Annotated in this window: 14 protein-coding genes and 1 pseudogene; 6 read left to right on the top strand and 9 right to left on the bottom strand. The window is 48.4% G+C overall.

Annotated features, from left to right (window positions below; all coding sequences use genetic code 11):
* Positions 1-6: 6 nt before the first annotated feature.
* Entirely contained in the window at positions 7-1,239 is a 1,233-nt protein-coding gene (gene mdtM / locus FQ015_RS19975; protein WP_039020410.1) for a multidrug efflux MFS transporter MdtM, read from the bottom strand.
* A 479-nt stretch (positions 1,240-1,718) separates the two neighbouring features.
* On the opposite strand from mdtM, the gene FQ015_RS19970 reads away from it, so the two are divergent.
* Positions 1,719-2,675 carry an Rpn family recombination-promoting nuclease/putative transposase gene (locus FQ015_RS19970; RefSeq protein WP_160524409.1) on the top strand — a complete coding sequence of 319 codons (957 nt, stop codon included), beginning with the start codon at positions 1,719-1,721 and terminating at the stop codon, positions 2,673-2,675.
* A 242-nt stretch (positions 2,676-2,917) separates the two neighbouring features.
* Here FQ015_RS19970 and FQ015_RS19965 read toward each other — a convergent pair whose 3' ends face one another.
* Entirely contained in the window at positions 2,918-4,330 is a 1,413-nt protein-coding gene (locus FQ015_RS19965) for an aminotransferase-like domain-containing protein (protein WP_039020408.1), read from the bottom strand.
* 176 nt (positions 4,331-4,506) lie between these two features.
* Here FQ015_RS19965 and FQ015_RS24760 point away from each other — a divergent pair, with 176 nt between their 5' ends.
* The 3 genes and pseudogenes from FQ015_RS24760 to FQ015_RS24365 all read left to right on the top strand — a co-directional run bounded on the left by FQ015_RS24760 (position 4,507) and on the right by FQ015_RS24365 (position 6,861).
* Positions 4,507-4,671 (top strand): DUF1127 domain-containing protein, encoded by a 165-nt coding sequence (locus FQ015_RS24760; RefSeq protein WP_160524408.1) that lies wholly within the window; start codon positions 4,507-4,509, stop codon positions 4,669-4,671.
* Between the two features lie 96 nt (positions 4,672-4,767).
* Positions 4,768-5,421 (top strand): annotated as a pseudogene (locus tag FQ015_RS24370) (DUF262 domain-containing protein); the annotation flags it as partial.
* 276 nt (positions 5,422-5,697) lie between these two features.
* On the top strand, positions 5,698-6,861 hold the full coding sequence (locus tag FQ015_RS24365; RefSeq protein ID WP_160524407.1) for a GmrSD restriction endonuclease domain-containing protein: 1,164 nt from the start codon (positions 5,698-5,700) through the stop codon (positions 6,859-6,861).
* A gap of 46 nt (positions 6,862-6,907) precedes the next feature.
* Here FQ015_RS24365 and symE read toward each other — a convergent pair whose 3' ends face one another.
* The 4 genes from symE to hsdR form a co-directional block, all read right to left on the bottom strand.
* Positions 6,908-7,249, bottom strand: coding sequence for an endoribonuclease SymE (gene symE, locus FQ015_RS19945; RefSeq protein ID WP_039020406.1), 342 nt, complete (start codon positions 7,247-7,249; stop codon positions 6,908-6,910).
* A 220-nt stretch (positions 7,250-7,469) separates the two neighbouring features.
* Entirely contained in the window at positions 7,470-9,221 is a 1,752-nt protein-coding gene (locus FQ015_RS19940) for a restriction endonuclease subunit S (RefSeq protein ID WP_160524406.1), read from the bottom strand.
* Complete coding sequence (locus FQ015_RS19935; protein WP_001387312.1) at positions 9,221-10,690, bottom strand: type I restriction-modification system subunit M; 1,470 nt, start codon at positions 10,688-10,690, stop codon at positions 9,221-9,223. The genes FQ015_RS19940 and FQ015_RS19935 overlap by 1 nt, the downstream gene beginning before the upstream one ends.
* A gap of 66 nt (positions 10,691-10,756) precedes the next feature.
* Complete coding sequence (hsdR, locus tag FQ015_RS19930; protein ID WP_032205355.1) at positions 10,757-13,189, bottom strand: EcoAI/FtnUII family type I restriction enzme subunit R; 2,433 nt, start codon at positions 13,187-13,189, stop codon at positions 10,757-10,759.
* 140 nt (positions 13,190-13,329) lie between these two features.
* Between hsdR and FQ015_RS19925 the strand changes: the two genes are divergently transcribed.
* The gene (locus tag FQ015_RS19925; RefSeq protein ID WP_160524405.1) at positions 13,330-14,298 is read left to right on the top strand and encodes a hypothetical protein; all 969 of its coding nucleotides are present in this window, start codon (positions 13,330-13,332) and stop codon (positions 14,296-14,298) included.
* A gap of 39 nt (positions 14,299-14,337) precedes the next feature.
* Positions 14,338-14,529: a hypothetical protein gene (locus FQ015_RS19920; RefSeq protein WP_000061760.1), complete on the top strand. Its 192-nt coding sequence runs from the start codon at positions 14,338-14,340 to the stop codon at positions 14,527-14,529.
* An 86-nt stretch (positions 14,530-14,615) separates the two neighbouring features.
* Here FQ015_RS19920 and yjiA read toward each other — a convergent pair whose 3' ends face one another.
* From yjiA to btsT, 3 genes are read right to left on the bottom strand one after another with little or no spacing between them, the layout of a single operon-like run.
* The gene (gene yjiA, locus FQ015_RS19915; protein ID WP_001297640.1) at positions 14,616-15,572 is read right to left on the bottom strand and encodes a GTPase; all 957 of its coding nucleotides are present in this window, start codon (positions 15,570-15,572) and stop codon (positions 14,616-14,618) included.
* Between the two features lie 10 nt (positions 15,573-15,582).
* Entirely contained in the window at positions 15,583-15,786 is a 204-nt protein-coding gene (locus FQ015_RS19910) for a YbdD/YjiX family protein (protein ID WP_000467859.1), read from the bottom strand.
* Between the two features lie 49 nt (positions 15,787-15,835).
* Positions 15,836-17,986 carry a pyruvate/proton symporter BtsT gene (btsT, locus tag FQ015_RS19905; protein WP_001314407.1) on the bottom strand — a complete coding sequence of 717 codons (2,151 nt, stop codon included), beginning with the start codon at positions 17,984-17,986 and terminating at the stop codon, positions 15,836-15,838.
* Positions 17,987-18,127 lie beyond the last annotated feature (141 nt).

Below are 18,127 nucleotides of genomic sequence, written 5' to 3'. Positions count from 1 at the left end.
CAAAAATCACTGCTCCTCCACTAGCTCGGCTGCCTGATGCTGGCGCACGCGATTGAGCAATCCCGCCAGGGTGAAAACGACGATAACGCCCGCCACAACGGCTAACAGATGAAACGGCAAGCGACCGCCGTTAAACCATAGCCAGCGGCCGATTTCGACCGAGACCGACATCACCATCAGGATCACCATATTTAGCGATGCGGAGACGGTCCCTTTCGGTAAGTTATTGGAAAACAGCGTAAAGCGGAATAAGGTCGGAAAAATCAAACCAATCCCGAAAGCATACAGACTGGTGCCCAGCACCGACCACAGCCAGACATGCGGCGACAGCAGATTGCCGACAATCAACAGAGCGAGGCCGACCAGTTGAATAGGTACGGCACGCCAGATAAACCGCGGTTCGGTCGGATCTTTAACAAAACGCGCCACGATGGCATTCGCGACAATCACCGCGCCGAACACCGGAACTTGTGTCCAGGCGAACTGCGAAGTTGTTAAGCCGCCTGCATCGATAAGGATCACCGGCGAGACAGCCACCCAGCTCATCATCGGGATATAGCTTAAAGAGATGGTTGCTGCGCCAAAGAGGAACAGCCGATTGCAAAAGACATTACGAAAATCGCGCAAGACGCTTTTGGCGCTAAACGGAACCGCGCCGCGCTTCACCGTCTCTGGCATCGCCAACAGTAAGCCAACAAATGAGATAAAACCCATAACCGCAATGATGGCAAAAAGGACTTTCCAGTGCATAAAGTGCATCAGAGCTGCGCCGGAAAGCGGGCCGATAATCGGCGCAATCAGTACGATGGAGGTGATAATCGCCATCAACTTGATCCCTTTTGTCTGTCCGAACGCCTCCTGCACCGTGACATAACCAACGGTGGCAATAAAACAGATACTGGTGCCCTGAATTGCACGCGCGATAAGAAACTGTGTCATAGACGTTGTGAACATTGTCGCGGCGCAGGCAAGGGTAAAAATTAGCGCCCCGGTAATCAGCACCGGCCTGCGGCCAATTCTGTCGGAGAGCGGCCCCAGCAGCCACTGTAACGCCATACCGCCAGCGAGATAGAGACTGACGGCAGCCGGGGCCAGACTGACATCGGCGTTAAAATCACGGACCACATTAATGATCCCAGGCTGGATCAGATCCGTCGACAGATACGCGGCAAAGTCATACAAAATCAACGCCATCGGGAAAAACAGCGTGGCGGCATGGCGGGCAAAAAAACGTGGCATAACAAACAACTCCTTGTCCGGAGAACCTCAACGGGGAAAACGAAATTCAATACCATCGGTAATGACGAAAGGCAGGTGAGAAGGGCAACGAGACTGCAAATGTACTGAATTTCATGTAATCAACCACACTGCCTGTGAACACACAGACAGAGAAATACTTTCTGACTTCGGGTCAGAATGTATAACGATTACAAATAGTCATCAGCACATTACACCTCTTTAATTGATGGGTTGCATAGAAAATATACACCTTAAGTTTAATTAAAATTTGCGGTTAATCAAAAGAGCGCGGTGGAAAGGGGAATATCTGCCGGGTACAGGACATGTAAAAACACGAGCCTGTTTCCGGAAAAATGTATCGTTTGCAGAAGAATAAAAATAGCCTGGAAAGCGCCTCGGGGAATGGGAAATTGCCGGGTGAGAGTGGTTTTGTTAGTCGCTAAAGTCAGGCCATCTTTTTCAACAGGTGATGGATCGCCATGACAAACTTCACGACCAGCACGCCGCATGATGCATTATTTAAATCTTTTCTCACGCACCCTGACACTGCGCGGGATTTTATGGAGATTCACTTACCTAAAGATTTACGTGAACTGTGCGATCTCGACACCTTAAAACTGGAATCCGCCAGCTTTGTCGATGAAAAATTGCGGGCGCTACACTCCGATATTTTATGGTCGGTAAAGACCCGTAAAGGAGATGGCTATATCTATGTGGTGATTGAACATCAGAGCCGTGAGGATATTCACATGGCTTTTCGGCTGATGCGCTATTCCATGGCGGTGATGCAGCGCCATATAGAGCATGATAAACGCCGACCGCTACCGCTGGTCATTCCGATGCTGTTTTATCACGGTAGCCGTAGTCCTTATCCCTGGTCTTTGTGCTGGCTGGACGAATTTGCCGACCCGACTATCGCACGGAAGCTTTATACCGCCGCGTTCCCGCTGGTGGATATCACTGTCGTGCCAGACGACGAGATTGTGCAACACCGCAGAGTCGCCCTGTTGGAGTTGATCCAAAAGCATATTCGCCAGCGCGATCTAATGGGGCTTATTGATCAACTGGCAGTATTACTGGTTACAGGGTGTGCTAATGACAGCCAGATAACTGCGCTGTTAAATTACATTTTACTGACTGGCGATGAAGCGCGTTTTAAGGCGTTTATCAGCGAACTTACCAGGCGAATGCCACACCACAGGGAGCGAATAATGACAATTGCAGAGCGAATTCATAATGATGGATGGCTGTTGGGAAGGGAGAGGGGGAGGAAAGAAGGGAAAGTAGAAGGGGAACGGAGCCTCCTCCGATTGTTGTTGCAGAATGGGGCCGATCCTGAATGGATACAACGATATACCGGACTTTCGGCAGAGCAAATGCAGGCATTAGATCAGCCCTTGCCTGAAAGCAAGCGTGATCCATGGATCGAGTACTAATCAGAGACTGATGACAAACGCAAAGCAGCCTGATGTGCTACGCTTATCAGGTCTACATAACCCATTCACTATATTGAACTTTAAAGATTTTGTAGACCTGGTAAGGCGTTCACATGGCATCCGGCATGAACGAAGCGCACTTTGCCTAAGCCATGCAGGAACGTGACGATGACCCTGCAAAGATAAAACGAGTCACACGCGATTCGTGAGAGGAAATCAGGCGCTTCGCCACTATTTCGAATTCATTCCATTGCCCGATACACGGCCTCGCCAATTTGCTTCAGTGCTTCGCGATAGGTTTCGCTGAGCGGTAAAGCGCAGTTGATGCGTAGACAATTACGGTATTTGCCGGAAGCCGAGAAAATCGAGCCTGCCGCTACCTGGATTTTCATGCGGTACAGCTGTCGCGCGACGCAGACCATATCGACCTGTTCAGGCAATTCTATCCACAGTAAAAATCCGCCTTTCGGGCGCGTAATACAGATTTCGCAGGGAAAATATTCCCGTATCCAGCAGGTATAAAGCGCCAAATTGCGCTGATAATTCTGCCGCATCCGCCGGATATGGCGATGATAGTGACCTTCCAGCACAAACGTTGCCGCCGCCATTTGCGTGGACGGCACATTAAAGCTGCTGATGGCGTATTTCATATGCAGCAGTTTATCGTGATAGCGCCCCGGTGCGACCCAACCCACGCGCAGGCCTGGAGCAATACTTTTACTGAAAGAGCTGCACAACAGCACTCGCCCGTCGATATCCCAGGAATGAATGGTCCGCGGGCGCGGATACTCCGTTGCCAGTTCGCCATAGACATCATCTTCAAAAATCACAATATCATGACGCTGGGCGAGAGAGAGAACGGCCCGTTTGCGTGCGTCCGGCATAATAAATCCCAGCGGATTATTACAGTTTGGCACCAGAATGATGCCTTTAATCGGCCACTGTTCCAGCGCCAGCTCCAGCGCTTCAACGCTGATGCCAGTTTCTGGATCGGTTGGGATTTCAATCACTTTCACGCCCATGCCGCGCAGCATCTGCATTGAACCGTAATAACAGGGGGATTCGACCGCGACAATATCGCCCGGTTTACACACCGCCATTAACGCCATCGACATCGAATTATGGCAGCCGCTGGTGATGATGATGTCATCGGCGGTGACTACCGAGCCGCTGTCGAGCATCAGGCGGGCAATCTGCTCTCGCAACACTCGCTGACCGGCTAACAAGTCATAACCGAGAACGGTTTGCAGATTATGCTGTACCACCCGGCTTAGCTCCCGCCAGAGTGGTTTCAGGCTGGGCGTTTCGACATCCGGCGTGCTTTTGCTTAACGGAACAATGGAACTGTCGCTATGCGCCTCCAGCATATCCAGTACCTGATCCCACTGGGTAATTTCCACCGGGCGCTGCACCGGACGTGACATCGGCGGCACTGGCGGCTGGGCTTTACGTTGTGCGACAAAATACCCCGAACGCGGCTGCGGAGTGATGAGCTTCATCGTTTCCAGCATCTGATACGCCTGCTGCACGGTGCTGATGCTGACGCCGTGCTCCTGACTCAAGCTACGCACCGACGGCAATTTCTCCCCGTGACGATACAGCCCTTGCTCAATCCGCCCGGCAAGCAGAGTCGCCAGATGTTGATAACGCGTCATGCTGTATTCCTTATGTGGACCATACAGAGAGAAAAACCGGTACAGATGAGGCTAAAAAACCGGATGCAGATGCTGTTTTAACCTGTCTGTATGTTAAATAAAACTAATATTTGCATCTGTATTGTGAACTGCCAGAAGACGGATGATGAAGCCTCTGAAAGATGAGGAGGCAGCAGATGGAATTTCATGAAAACAAAGCTAAAGCGCAGTTTATCGGCCTGGTGCAACTCTGGCAGGCGGTGAGGCGTTGGCGGCGGCAAATGCAGACCCGACGCGTGTTACAGCAGATGAGTGATGAGCGGTTGAGGGATATCGGGTTACGCAGGGAGGATGTGGAGTGAGGGGGCAGTTCGTCGCGGATAAACAGGATTTCTCTATAACCTCCACAAGGAAGTGGTTATTATTGCGAAATCATCGCTTCACGGATAGACGTCAGAATGAAAGCTACAGAAGCCCGCCTACTCGATTTTTTAAAACGTTCGCAGCAGTTTGTTATTCCCATTTATCAACGGACTTATTCATGGACAGAACAACAATGTCGGCAACTTTGGGACGACATCATTCGTGCCGGAAAGCGTGACGATATATCAGCGCATTTTATCGGTTCGGTTGTTTATATTGAGCAGGGGTTGTATCAGGTTTCTGGTATTTCTCCGTTACTGGTCATTGATGGTCAACAAAGGCTGACGACCGCAATGTTGCTGATTGAGGCTTTATCGCGTCATCTTGGCGAAGACGAAGTGTTTGATGGCTTTTCGGCAATGAAATTGCGTAATTATTATTTACTCAATCCTTATGAGTCCGGCGAGAAAGGATTTAAATTACTGCTGACCGAGACTGATAAAGACAGTTTGCTGGCGTTAATAAAACAAAGACCAATGCCAGAAAACTATTCCCATCGAATAATGGAAAACTTTACTTTCTTTGATGAACAAATTGCCAAACTCGGGGATGACTTGATTCCCTTATGTCGTGGGTTAGCAAAGTTATTAATTGTCGATGTGGCGCTTAATCGTGGTCAGGATAATCCGCAACTGATTTTTGAAAGTATGAACTCCACCGGTAAGGCGTTAAGTCAGGCCGATCTGGTGCGCAATTTTATTCTGATGGGCCTCGAACCAGAGCATCAAACCCGGTTGTATGAAGATCACTGGCGACCCATGGAAGTCGCCTTTGGTCAGCAAGGTTACAGCGAATATTTTGACAGTTTTATGCGTCATTATCTGACGGTAAAAACGGGGGAGATCCCTCGGACAGATGAAGTCTATGAGGCATTTAAACTCCATGCCCGCAGCCAGAGTGTTGCTGAAAAAGGCGTAGATCGGCTGGTTGAAGATATTCACATCTACGCGGAGTATTACTGTGCAATGGCATTGGGAAAAGAAAGTGACAAATCGCTTGCTACGGCTTTTCAGGATTTGCGCGAGTTAAAGGTCGATGTAGCGTATCCTTTCTTACTGGCGCTTTATCATGACTATAAAAATGGCGATTTGTCTCACGAAGATTTCCTGAGCATAATTCGTTTAATTGAATCTTATGTTTTCCGCCGTGCAGTATGTGCGATACCAACAAATTCTCTTAACAAGACGTTTGCCACTTTTTATAAGATCATTAATAAAGAAAATTATCTGGAAAGTATTCAGGTACATTTTATGAACCTGCCTTCATATCGTCGTTTCCCCAACGATGATGAATTTAAACGGGAATTAAAAGTTCGCGATCTCTATAACTTCCGCAGTCGCAGCTACTGGTTACGACGACTGGAAAACGATAAACGCAGAGAGCGCGTGGAAGAGTTTACGATTGAGCACATTATGCCGCAGAATGAAAATCTGTCGGCTAAATGGCGCGAAGAGCTGGGAAGCGACTGGCAGCGTATTCATAAAGAATTGTTGCATACGTTGGGGAATCTCACTTTAACGCGCTATAACTCCCGCTACAGTGACAGACCTTTCGCGGAAAAACGCGATATTGAAGACGGCTTTAAGCATAGCCCGCTTTATTTGAATATCGGTCTTGGACAGTGCGAAAAATGGGATGAAGCTGCCATTCACGCCCGAGCCGATCGTCTGGCCGATCTCGCGGTTCAGGTCTGGCAAGCGCCTTCTCTTCCTGAAGAGGTTTTAGCTGTTTATCGGGGGCAGCCGGAAAACAAAACCAGTTACAGCCTGAGTGATTATCCTTTTCTTGCTGATGGTTCGCATAGCCGGGTGTTATTCGATCATCTTAGCGATGAAGTTATGCGCCTGGACGCAGGGATCACGCAGGAAGTATTGAAGCTCTATATTGCGTTTAAAGCGGAAACGAATTTTGTTGATGTTGTGCCGCAAAAAAGCCGACTGCGATTGTCGCTTAATATGCAGTTTCATGAACTGGTCGATCCGAAAGGTATTGCCAAAGATGTGACAAATGTTGGGCGCTGGGGCAATGGCGATGTAGAAATTGGTTTCAGCGACCTCGCACAACTTCCTTACATTATGGGATTAATCCGTCAGGCATTTGAAAAACAGATGGAGAGCGCGTTGGTATAACGTGGCGAATAATACCCGGTAGCACTGGCGCTACCGGGTCAATGTATCAGGCGACTTTCTGTTTACCGGCAATCACCCCAATAAACTCCTGCACCTGCTTCTGTTTACGCGCTGACAGTTTGCACACCTGGCGCAGCGACTGCATCAGTTCGCTCTCTTCGGGGGCGGGTGGTTGGGCGGTGAGGACAATACAGCCTTCCATCACTTTGACATCTACCGCCGTGCCGGTGACAAAACCGGCGGCTTCCAGCCACTGACCTTTCAGGGTGATGGCGGGAATACGGCTGTAATCCGGGTAGCGACTCGCATAACTCACGGTTAATTGACGGTTATTTGCCGGGGAGACTTCTGCTTCGAACGGTTGTGCAATAGAATGCGTGTCAGTCATAACTGCTATTCTCCGATAATAGTGATTGTGATGAGCGGTGCGGGTGTGTTGGCGCACATCCGCACCGCGCTAAATACCTGTATATATCATCAGTAAATATGGGGAAAGTCCAGCTAAAAATTAATGAAAATAAGATGAAAATTAGCGTGAGATATAATTTTTGGTGATGTGAATAAAGCGGCTATTGAGCCGCTTTATTGCTTTTTTGAGGGCGGGAAAATTAGTTTATCGCCGCGTTAGTCAGTGCGTCTGCAAGGTGCAGTTGGGTTTGTTTTTTTAGGTTTATATAATTTTCCAATCTATCACAATAAGCTAATAGCATATTTATTCGTTCTGTAATACGAAATTGTTCTTCTAATGGAGGCAACGGTAAAACCAAATTGAAAAGTTTATCTGAAACAAGTTTACATGTGCCATGAGAGGAGCGGTCAACTAAGCATATTACTCGAGTCTCGTTTGCTTTAAGTAAGTAAATTAAAAAATCAGTATTTAATTGATTAGTTGATATGGCTTTCATATCTTGATTAATAGTGACTTCTTTTTTTGTTATTGCTACGGGGAATGTATGGGCTAAAATCATGCCTCGGACAACAAAAATAAGACTATTTTCAGGAATTAGATGTACTGAACTCTCCAATACAGCCTCTTTTGAAATATTTAGTTGACTTTTGGAGATGTAATTAACCTTCATATCCTTTGGTGAAACCCATGGAATATTACCTTTCCAAAAATCAGGATTGTTTTTACTTGGGGTTCCGCCCCCTTTAACTTCACCAATATTTCCTAGTCTAATCCATTCCCACCCTTCCGGCAGTTCAAAAGGTTTTTCCTCATCGCTAATCGGGGGCAACGGTTTTTGTTTTTTTATTTTCCCTTCTTTCACCAGTTGAGCTTTTTCCTGCGCAATTCGTTTGAGCAGTTCAGAGGCAGGTTCGTCATTAGGATCCTGCGGCACAAGTTTACCCATTACGGCCAGTTGCAGAATGGTCTGTTTTAACGCATCCACGCTGGCTTCGGTGGTAAATAGGGTGTCGAAATGCTCGCTAATACGTGCCCAGTTTTCAGCCAGTTCCTCGGCGTTTTGGCTGTCTGTAAGTGTTCCCAACAGGGTTTCAACCAGTTGCTGATGTGCGTCGAGACTGGTCAGGGATTGCTGTTCCAGTTGGTCGCAATGGGAAATAAGTAACTTAACTCTGGCTATTATTTTAACTTGTTCATCTGATGGGGGGATTGGAATAATGATATTGTTTATTTGTGCTGTGCTAATATTTGGTATTGCACTACCTAAAGAAATAGATAGATTTTCTTCAATTCTTGTAGATAAATAGTGATAAATGAACTCTTTGTCAACTGAGTAAGTCACAATTTTACCGACTCGTTGATTTAGAAGGAACGTGCTTTTTGTTTTATTAAATCCTAGTTTCCCTGTTGTTGCTCCAGACATAGCAATAACCATATCACCAGGATTAACCCTCATCTCTTCGGGTAATACATTTATTTTTTTTTCACTAACATATGACATACCTGCGGTAGAAATAAACCCGGAACTGTCGATATCACCTATTTTGACTATACCAACTCCAGAATTCTGAAACTCGCTACTCTTAAATGCATATCCATTTGTAAATGAAGCTATGTCATTGATTCTTGCCCACTCCCATCCCTCCGGCAATTCAAACGGCTTCTCTTCCTCGCTAATTTCCGGCAGTGGTTTTTGCTTTTTAATTTTACCTTGCTTCACCAGCTCTGCTTTTTCCGCCGCAATACGCTTCAGCAGCTCCGACGCCGGTTCATCGTTCGGATCCTGCGGCACCAGTTTACCGCGCACAGCCAGTTCCAGAATCAGCTCACGTAATTTCTTAATGCCATATAAATCAATTTTTCCGGAACTGCCGCGCCCGGCGGTGGAACGGGTTTGCAACGCCGAGGTCCAGGTTTCCATATGATCAACGATCAGCTTTTCCACACTCATTAGTTAACCTCCTTGCCAGACAGCGCAGCGCCAAGAATATCGCGCAGTTGATTACGCAGCGTCTGGATCTCCGCCTGCTGTTTTGCATACTGCGCTAACAGTTCGTCCGGATCATGGCTAACGGTTTCCGCCTGATGTGGGTTTTTAATATCCAGATTGAAGTTACGCGCAATCACGTCATCAATGCTGACTTTCCACGCCTGCTCATTCTCGACGCGGCTGGCAAAACCATCGGCCTCGTTCCCCCACCAGTCGATTTCCGCCTGAAACTCTTCAAACTTCATCGGCTTGGTTTTACTGTAATTTTTCACGCCCGCCGGATACGGATGCTCATAGAACCAAATCTCTTTGGTTGGCTGACCTTTGGTAAAGAACAACAGGTTGGTTTTAATGCCGGTATAGGGGTTAAACACCCCATTCGGTAAACGCACGATGGTATGCAGGTTGCACTCTTCGGTAAGCAGTTTTTTGATTTTGGTTTTAACGCCTTCGCCAAATAGTGTGCCATCCGGCAATACCACCGCTGCGCGACCGTTTTTCGCCAGTACTTCCACAATCAGTTGCAGGAACAGATCCGCCGTTTCGCGGGTTTGCATCTCTGCTGGAAAGTTCTTCTCAATACCGTCTTCTTCCGTGCCACCAAACGGCGGGTTGGTAACAATGACATCCAGTTGCTCATCCCAGGAGGAAAGCGGTTTGTTCAGGGTGTTGTCGTGACGAATTTGTACAGGCACTTCAATGCCGTGCAGCAGCATATTGGTGGTCGCCAGCAGGTGCGGAAGCTGTTTTTTCTCGACACCGTGGATCTGTTGTTGCAGCGTCTGATGATCGGCGACGCTCTTCACGTATTTGTTCTTTACATGATCGAACGCGCAGGCAAGAAAACCGCCCGTACCGCAGGCCGGGTCCATAATGGATTCGCCGAGTTTCGGATCAACGCGATCCACCATAAAGCGAGTGACGGCGCGTGGCGTATAGAATTCGCCAGCATTGCCCGCAGATTGCAGATCTTTAAGGATCTGTTCGTAAATATCACCAAACAGATGGCGTTCGCTGGCGCTGGTAAAGTCAATTTCGTTCAGCTTGTTGATCACCTGGCGCAGTAGCGTACCGTTTTTCATATAGTTATAGGCATCGCTGAACGCCTGCTTCACCACGTAGCCGCGTGGGTTTTTATCGATAGGCGCAGTGAGGTTTTTCAACGCCGGGAACAGATCATCATTAACGAATTCCAGCAGGGAATCACCGGTAATGCCCTGAGCGTTTGCGGCCCAACTGCGCCATAAATAACGCTGTGGGATCGGATATTGATAGTTATCCTGCTCCAGTTCCAGCGCCTCTTCCTGGGCATCGAAGATTTTCAAAAACAGCAGCCAGGAGAGCTGACCGAGACGCTGCGCATCGCCATCCACACCGGCATCTTTGCGCATAATATCTTGTAATGATTTGATTACTGAGCTGATAGACATGTTGTATTCCATGAAAAACAAGGCCTTCTGCAACATGATGGTTGCAGAAGGCGCAAAAGAGAGTTGTTAAGCAGAGCGGGGCGGTAATTGGTAGATTTCGTTTTCCAGCTCGCTGAGCGCCTGATTATACCCGTTACGGTCGCCAAATCCGGTTTTAATAATCTCCGGTAAAGTGCCCATACTGTCGAATGGTTTAAGTTTCAGCACCTGAATACTTTCGATCTCCTGTACGCCCGCATCGGCGTATTTATCCAGCAGATTATCGAGCACGGCTTGCGCTGCTTCAGAGTATTTTGTGAAGTAGTTCCGCTTGCGCACGTTCTCGGCGCGCTCTTTGCGGGTTAACGGCGGCTGACCATACACTACGTGGCAAAGCATGTCGAACGGGTCGAGATCTTTACCGACTTCTTCTGCCAGTACTTCCCAGATGATCCCCTGTTGCTCCAGCTCGTGAATGATCGCTTCTTTGCGATCGGCGTCCTGCCACTTGCGGGTAAAGTCATCCAGCGAGGCATATTCTTTGAGCAGTGTTTTGCGGGTGTAATCTTTAAAAGATTCGGTAACCAGTTTACCGTCGGCATCGTAATACTGAACACGCTGCGCAATAACGCCCACCGCTACACCGTTGACGTGAAACTTGCGGATTTTCTTCTCGTCTTCTTCCGGAAGTGGGCCGACATCATCGCTATCGGTAACCTGGTATGGTGGCGCAGGCGGTTCATCAACGCCTGTTACCTGCTCTTCGTCATGTTCGCTGATTTCTTCGAGTTTCTCTTCAAAATCAGATTCTGGGTCGGCGATATCCTCTGGTGTGGTATCCATGACTTTTTCGGGAATGCCATCAAAACGCTCATCGGCAAACAGTTCGGTGGCTTTTTTAAAGTCGAGGATGGTAAACCAGAGTTTGCCGTAACGTTCGTCGATGCGTGTACCACGACCGATAATTTGCTTGAATTTGGTCATCGACTGGATGTTCTGGTCCAGTACTACCAGTTTGCAGGTTTTAGCATCCACACCGGTGGTCATCAGCTCTGAAGTGGTCGCGATAACCGGGTACGGTTTTTTCGGGTTGATGAAGTTATCCAGCTGAGCTTTGCCAATCTCATCATCGCCGGTGATTTTCATGACGTATTTGTCGTTCTTTTTCACCTGCTCCGGGTTGAGATTAACCAGGGCGCGGCGCATACGTTCTGCATGATCGATGTCGTTACAGAAGACGATGGTTTTATCCATCGGATTGGTGCGCTTGAGGTAGTCGGTAATGGTTCTGGCAACCAGTTCTGTGCGTTCGTCGATTACCATCGTGCGATCGAAATCTTTCTGGTTATAGATACGATCGTCGATCACTTCGCCGTTTAAGTCAGTTTGCCCTTTGGTTGGGCGCCAGCCTTGCAGGTCGACATCAATATCAACACGGACAACTTTATAAGGGGCGAGGAAGCCGTCTTCGATCCCTTCTTTTAGCGAGTAGACGTAAACCGGATCGCCGAAGTAATCCGTGCTGGAGACTTCATGCGTCTCTTTTGGCGTGGCGGTTAAGCCAATTTGGGTGGCGGAACTGAAATAATCAAGGATCTCTCGCCAGGCGCTGTCTTCGGATGCGCTGCCGCGGTGGCATTCGTCGATCACGATCAGATCGAAGAAATCTGGTGCGACTTGTTTAAACGCTTTTTGGTCTTCCTCCGGGCCAGTTATAGCCTGATAGAGCGCGAGGTGAATTTCATAAGCGGGATCAATGGTGCGTCCGCTGACTTTGGTCATTGCCGTACCAAATGGCTGGAAATCATTATTTTTGGTTTGGTCGACCAGAATGTTGCGATCGGCAAGGAACAAAATGCGTTTTTTATTTTTTGATTTCCACAGGCGCCAGATGATCTGGAATGCGGTATAGGTTTTCCCTGTTCCGGTCGCCATGACCAGCAGAACGCGGTTTTGCCCGTTGGAGACGGCTTCTATGGTTTTGTTGATTGCCTGAAGCTGGTAATAACGTGGCGATTTACCGCTGCCATCGTCGTAATAGTCCTGAGTAATCACCGGAAGCTGAGCTTGTGTGTATCCTTTCCAGAGGCAGAATTTTTGCCAGAGTTCAGCGGGGGAGGGGAAGTCATCCAGCGTTATTTGCTTTTCAAGGCATTCACCTTCAGCTGCGGTGGCATCGCGGAAGATAAAGCCATCACCATTGGTGGCAAAAACAAAAGGAACGTCCAGCAGGCGCGCATATTCAATGCCCTGTTGCATCCCTTTGCCAATTTCATGTTTGTTGGCTTTTGCTTCAATCACGGCTAAGGGAATGCCTGGTTTGTGATACAGCACGATGTCAGCAGATTTTACCGTTCTGCGTGCCGCAACTTTACCACGTACGATGACTTTACCGTCCCGGAGTTTGACCTCCTGTCTGATTTGCGTTGTGTTGTCCCAGCCTGCATTGAGAATGGCTGGCATAACGCATTTGGTAATGATGTCTGCTTCCGTCAGGTTACTTAGGTTCAGTTCCGCCATGGGGTGTTCTCATCTAAATGCGATGCGCAAATTCTACACAGAAAAATAGATGAATTCATCTGCTCAAAGAGTATTATCAGCATTAAGTCACTGTTTTAAATGTATTCTTGAGTTTCATCAATAGCTGGAGAAGGATTCATATGGAGAATGTTCGGTTCTTGCAAGGAGTGAAACAATATTTTTGTACTAAGGCATTAGATGTCATTCTGCTAATTTATCTATTTCTTGGTTTTATACTTCTCCCTTATAAATATCTGTGGAAAGATATTATTTTATCTCTGTGCTTTGTTGGTATTCTTCTTTATGCATTAGTGGAAGAAAATCGCATTACAGAATATATGGGGTATTTTGTTAAGTTCAGTAATAAAAACAGGTTGAATAGTTGTGCTGCCTGGTGTTCACTTATTGCATGGTTTATATTTTTGTTTTTTGTGCTTTCAATTAATATTTTTCCAGTCAGTGCCTCTGTATACGTTTTTAGTGCTTTTTCAGTATTTGTTTTTCTGGGAGGTATTTTTATTATATTAGAGTTAGAGTTTAAAGAAAATAAAAGATTAATGATTATTAGGTCTGTGACTATAGCAGTCATGCCAATTATATATTTATTCACAAGTAGTTATGCTTCCAGTTTATTTTTAAGTTTGAGTAATCTAAACATCACGCTAACTCCATGGGTTGAGTATTTCTGGAAAGGGATGGCTTTTATGTTGCTTTTCTTCATGTTAATGCAACTTATTATCTATTTTTCTTTTTTAACTCTGGGGACTAAATTAAATGTGTATAGGTTATTTATACTTGCCGGAGCATTTATCGTATCTACTATTTTAGTGGCTTTTGCTTCAAAAAATGTAGAAGGAATTTCGTACTACGTTTTAAAAACCACCATAGATTTTGAATGGCGTAATCAGGTTAAATGTGGAGAGTTGAATATTTCACGTCCGGATGAAAGATATTTCGGGTTTAATACCGATAAATATACTGTATTTTATTCCAATAGAGAGGGTAAATGGGGGTTCAATGAGTTGAAATGTAAGAAAGGTTCTGACAGGAGAGATGCATATTCCATTGAGAATGTCTCAGAATATAACGTGCCTGGATGGCTGAAATAAGTCATCTTTATAATTAAATCGTAAAGGTTCTGGTCATAAATGAGCATGATTAAACATAAACGGGGCACACTCTACACACTTGATGTGCAGCAAGAAGCTGAACTCATGGCTTTGGTTAATAAATCCGACGAAGACATTGATTACAGCGACATTCCTGCTTCTGGTAGCGAAGCATGGTCTGACGCCACACGCGGCAATTTTTTGCCAGATCCAGGTATTCACGCGCAATAAAACTTAGCGGAGGGGAGCACGTCGTTCTGTTTCCCCCCTCACTGCTAAATGGGGCATTGAGCTGCTTTACACTCAACCTTTCACGATTACTTCCTCAACCCCGCAAACGCAGCCCGAATCTCTTCCTCCGGCAGCTGAATCCCGATAAACACCATCGTGCTATGCGGTTTTTCATCGCCCCACGGGCGGTCCCAGTCGGCGCTGTAGAGGCGCTGGACACCCTGGAACAGCAGGCGATTTGGTTCGCCGTCAATCCATAGCATCCCTTTGTAACGCAGCAGTTTATCCGCCGACTCCAGCAGCAGGTTTTCCATCACGCGGGAAACTTCGCTGATATCTACCGGGTAATCCAGTTCCACCACAATCGACGAAATATCGTTTTGTTTATCCGCGATAAAGTGGAAACGCGGTTTGGTGCTGACGACGTTTTCTTCCAGCATAAAACCGTTGGTGTTGAACAGCAGACCCAGGTCGATGTCGCCGTGGGTGACGGTGTAGACCGGTGCGCGGGCGTTGATGCGCGCCAGGCGTTCACGCAGTTTTTCTGCTTCGCCTGCGACGTCGGTTTTGGTCAGCAGAATACGGTCGGCGTAGCCAACCTGTGACTGGGCGATGGTGAACTGGTTCATCTGCTCATCGGCATGTACCGCATCCACCAGCGCAATCACGCCGTCCAGCAGGTAGCGCTGGCATAAAATCTCATGGGAGAAAAAGGTCTGAATAATCGGGCCGGGATCGGCCATGCCGGTGCATTCAATAACCAGACGATCGAACTGAATATTGCCCTTGTCGAGATTATCCAGCAGGTCGAGTAGCGCGTCCTCCAGCTCGTTGGAGCGCGAACAACAGATGCAGCCGTTGGTCAGCGTTTTGATCTGCGTGGCGCGGTCGCCAATCAGTTGATCATCAACGGAGACTTCGCCGAATTCGTTTTCAATCACGGCAATTTTGTAGCCGTGCTGTTCATTAAGAATATGGCGCAGCAGGGTGGTTTTTCCCGCGCCTAAAAAACCGGTGAGTAGGGTAACTGCAATCGGGTTCATGCTCTCTCCATTAACAACAGCGCATACCGCCTTTACCATCGCCGCCGTAGCGCGCGTTCTGGCGTTCGCGGAAGAATTCTTCATAGCTCATGTACGGCTTGTCGGGATGGTTGGTCTTCATATGCTCGACGTAGTTGTCGTAGTCTGGAATGCCAATCAACATCTTCGCCGCCTGGCCGAGATATTTTTTTGCCTGTCCTAAGTTACCAAACATAGTTCACTCTGATAAGAACAAAGCCCCGCCGAAGCGGGGCTAAACACGGTTAGTGGTGCGAAGAGATCTTCACGCCGCCTTCCGGGATTGGAACGTACGGAGTTTCTTTGTCAGTACGTTTGTCGCTGTTACGCACCTTCAGCCAGGTTTTGAAACCGTAGAAGATGATGCTGTACACCACAATCAGGAACAGAATACTCAGGCCCGCGTTGGTGTAGTTGTTCACAACGATGTGGTTCATGTTGGCAATCTGCTGTGCCGTCAGGTCAGTACCGTTAGCAATCTTCTCTTTGTACTGGCTTGCCATGTAGAAGAAGCCTTCCATCTGCGGGTTGGTGCTGAACAGTTTCAGGCCCAGCGCCCAGGTGGTGCAGATAAGCAGCCATACAGCTGGAACAACAGTTACCCAGATGTATTGGGTGCGCTTCATCTTAATCAGCACAACGGTGCCCAGTACCAGCGCTACGGCTGCCAGCATCTGGTTGGAGATACCGAACAGCGGCCACAGGCTCTTAACGCCGCCCAGCGGATCGACCACGCCCTGATACAGCAGGTAGCCCCACAGACCCACACAGCCCGCAGTACCGATGATACCGGCAACCAGAGAATCGGTTTTTTTCAGGAACGGGATGAAGTTACCCAGCAGGTCCTGCAGCATAAAGCGACCAGAACGGGTACCCGCATCCAGCGCGGTCAGGATGAACAGGGCTTCGAACAGAATGCCGAAGTGATACCAGAAGCCCATGTCAGCCATCGGCAGCACTTTATGGAACACGTGAGCGATACCTACCGCCAGCGTCGGCGCACCACCTGCACGGTTCAGGACAGAAGGCTCACCAATGTCTTTCGCGGTTTGCAGGATCTGCTCTGGCGAAATCACGAAGCCCCAGGAGCTGACAGTCGCTGCCGCGTGTGCGGTAACGTCTTTCAGCTGCGCCATGATGATCGGCGCGTTCTCGCCACCCATTTCATGCAGGTTAGGCATGGTGATGCCAAGGCCCGCAGGCGGGGTATTCATCGCGAAGTAAAGACCCGGTTCGATGATGGACGCAGCAACCAGCGCCATAATCGCCACGAAGGACTCCATCAGCATTGCGCCGTAGCCAATGAAACGCGCGTCGGTTTCGTTAGCCAGCAGTTTCGGCGTCGTACCGGAAGAGATCAGCGCGTGGAAGCCAGATACCGCACCACAGGCGATGGTGATGAACAGGAACGGGAACAGAGCGCCTTTCCACAGCGGGCCAGTACCGTCAATGTACTGGGTCATCGCAGGCATTTTCAGTTCCGGGTTCAGCACCACGATACCCAGCGCCAGGCCGACGATAACGCCGATTTTCAGGAAGGTTGCCAGATAGTCGCGCGGTGCGAGGATCAGCCACACCGGCAGCAGTGCGGAAACAAACGCATAGCCAATCAGTGCGAAGGTAATGGTAGTGTCTTTAAAGGTCAGTGCCGGACCCCAGTACGGATCGTGAGCAATTACGCCACCGAAGTAGATAGAGGCAACCAGCAGCACGATACCAATAACAGAGACTTCACCTACACGCCCCGGACGGATAAAGCGCATGTAGATACCCATAAACAGCGCAATTGGTACGGTTGAGCAAACGGTGAAGACACCCCACGGACTTTCGGCCAGGGCTTTAACCACAATCAGCGCCAGAACGGCAAGGATGATGATCATGATTAAGAAACAGCCAAACAGCGCGATAGTTCCCGGTACTGGCCCCATCTCTTCTTTGATCATCTCACCGAGAGATGCGCCGTTACGGCGAGAGGAGATAAACAGCACCATAAAGTCCTGAACCGCACCGGCCAGCACTACCCCCGCCAGCAGCCACAGCGTACCAGGCAGGTAACCCATCTGTGCGGCGAGAACCGGACCAACCAGCGGACCCGCACCGGCGATAGCGGCGAAGTGGTGACCAAACAACACGTAACGGTTGGTCGGAACATAGTTCAGACCGTCATTGTTAATAACCGCAGGCGTCGCGCGCGTGGGGTCGAGTTTCATCACCTTCTGGGCGATGTACAAACTGTAGTAGCGATAAGCCACCAGATACACCGACACAGAGGCGACCACGATCCACAGGGCACTGACGTGCTCCCCCCGACGTAATGCAACTACCGCGAGGCAGAATGCACCGATGATTCCGAGAATCACCCAGGGTATGTGCTTGAATATCTTTTTAGTATCCATAGTAAAACCTGGCATGTATTGATTAATAGTTGGCCGAAGCCGTTCTAGGTTTGCGTTGCGTTTGAGGAGGTAAATTGACCGCTATCCTGCAGTGATGTTGCCAGAGTTACGCGCGCGTAAAGTAAGGTAAATAACTGAGTG

The sequence above is a fragment of the Escherichia sp. HH26CH genome, from assembly GCF_009820205.1.
Taxonomy (GTDB): domain Bacteria; phylum Pseudomonadota; class Gammaproteobacteria; order Enterobacterales; family Enterobacteriaceae; genus Escherichia; species Escherichia coli_F.
This window is presented reverse-complemented; position numbering and strand designations above follow the sequence as displayed.

What these genes read in the sequence shown, in the direction of transcription:
- mdtM (WP_039020410.1), bottom strand. Translation starts at nt 1,239, where the DNA reads ATGCCACGTTTTTTTGCCCGCCATGCCGCCACGCTGTTTTTCCCGATG.
- FQ015_RS19970 (WP_160524409.1), top strand. Translation starts at nt 1,719, where the DNA reads ATGACAAACTTCACGACCAGCACGCCGCATGATGCATTATTTAAATCT.
- FQ015_RS19965 (WP_039020408.1), bottom strand. Translation starts at nt 4,330, where the DNA reads ATGACGCGTTATCAACATCTGGCGACTCTGCTTGCCGGGCGGATTGAG.
- FQ015_RS24760 (WP_160524408.1), top strand. Translation starts at nt 4,507, where the DNA reads ATGGAATTTCATGAAAACAAAGCTAAAGCGCAGTTTATCGGCCTGGTG.
- FQ015_RS24365 (WP_160524407.1), top strand. Translation starts at nt 5,698, where the DNA reads ATGGCATTGGGAAAAGAAAGTGACAAATCGCTTGCTACGGCTTTTCAG.
- symE (WP_039020406.1), bottom strand. Translation starts at nt 7,249, where the DNA reads ATGACTGACACGCATTCTATTGCACAACCGTTCGAAGCAGAAGTCTCC.
- FQ015_RS19940 (WP_160524406.1), bottom strand. Translation starts at nt 9,221, where the DNA reads ATGAGTGTGGAAAAGCTGATCGTTGATCATATGGAAACCTGGACCTCG.
- FQ015_RS19935 (WP_001387312.1), bottom strand. Translation starts at nt 10,690, where the DNA reads ATGTCTATCAGCTCAGTAATCAAATCATTACAAGATATTATGCGCAAA.
- hsdR (WP_032205355.1), bottom strand. Translation starts at nt 13,189, where the DNA reads ATGGCGGAACTGAACCTAAGTAACCTGACGGAAGCAGACATCATTACC.
- FQ015_RS19925 (WP_160524405.1), top strand. Translation starts at nt 13,330, where the DNA reads ATGGAGAATGTTCGGTTCTTGCAAGGAGTGAAACAATATTTTTGTACT.
- FQ015_RS19920 (WP_000061760.1), top strand. Translation starts at nt 14,338, where the DNA reads ATGAGCATGATTAAACATAAACGGGGCACACTCTACACACTTGATGTG.
- yjiA (WP_001297640.1), bottom strand. Translation starts at nt 15,572, where the DNA reads ATGAACCCGATTGCAGTTACCCTACTCACCGGTTTTTTAGGCGCGGGA.
- FQ015_RS19910 (WP_000467859.1), bottom strand. Translation starts at nt 15,786, where the DNA reads ATGTTTGGTAACTTAGGACAGGCAAAAAAATATCTCGGCCAGGCGGCG.
- btsT (WP_001314407.1), bottom strand. Translation starts at nt 17,986, where the DNA reads ATGGATACTAAAAAGATATTCAAGCACATACCCTGGGTGATTCTCGGA.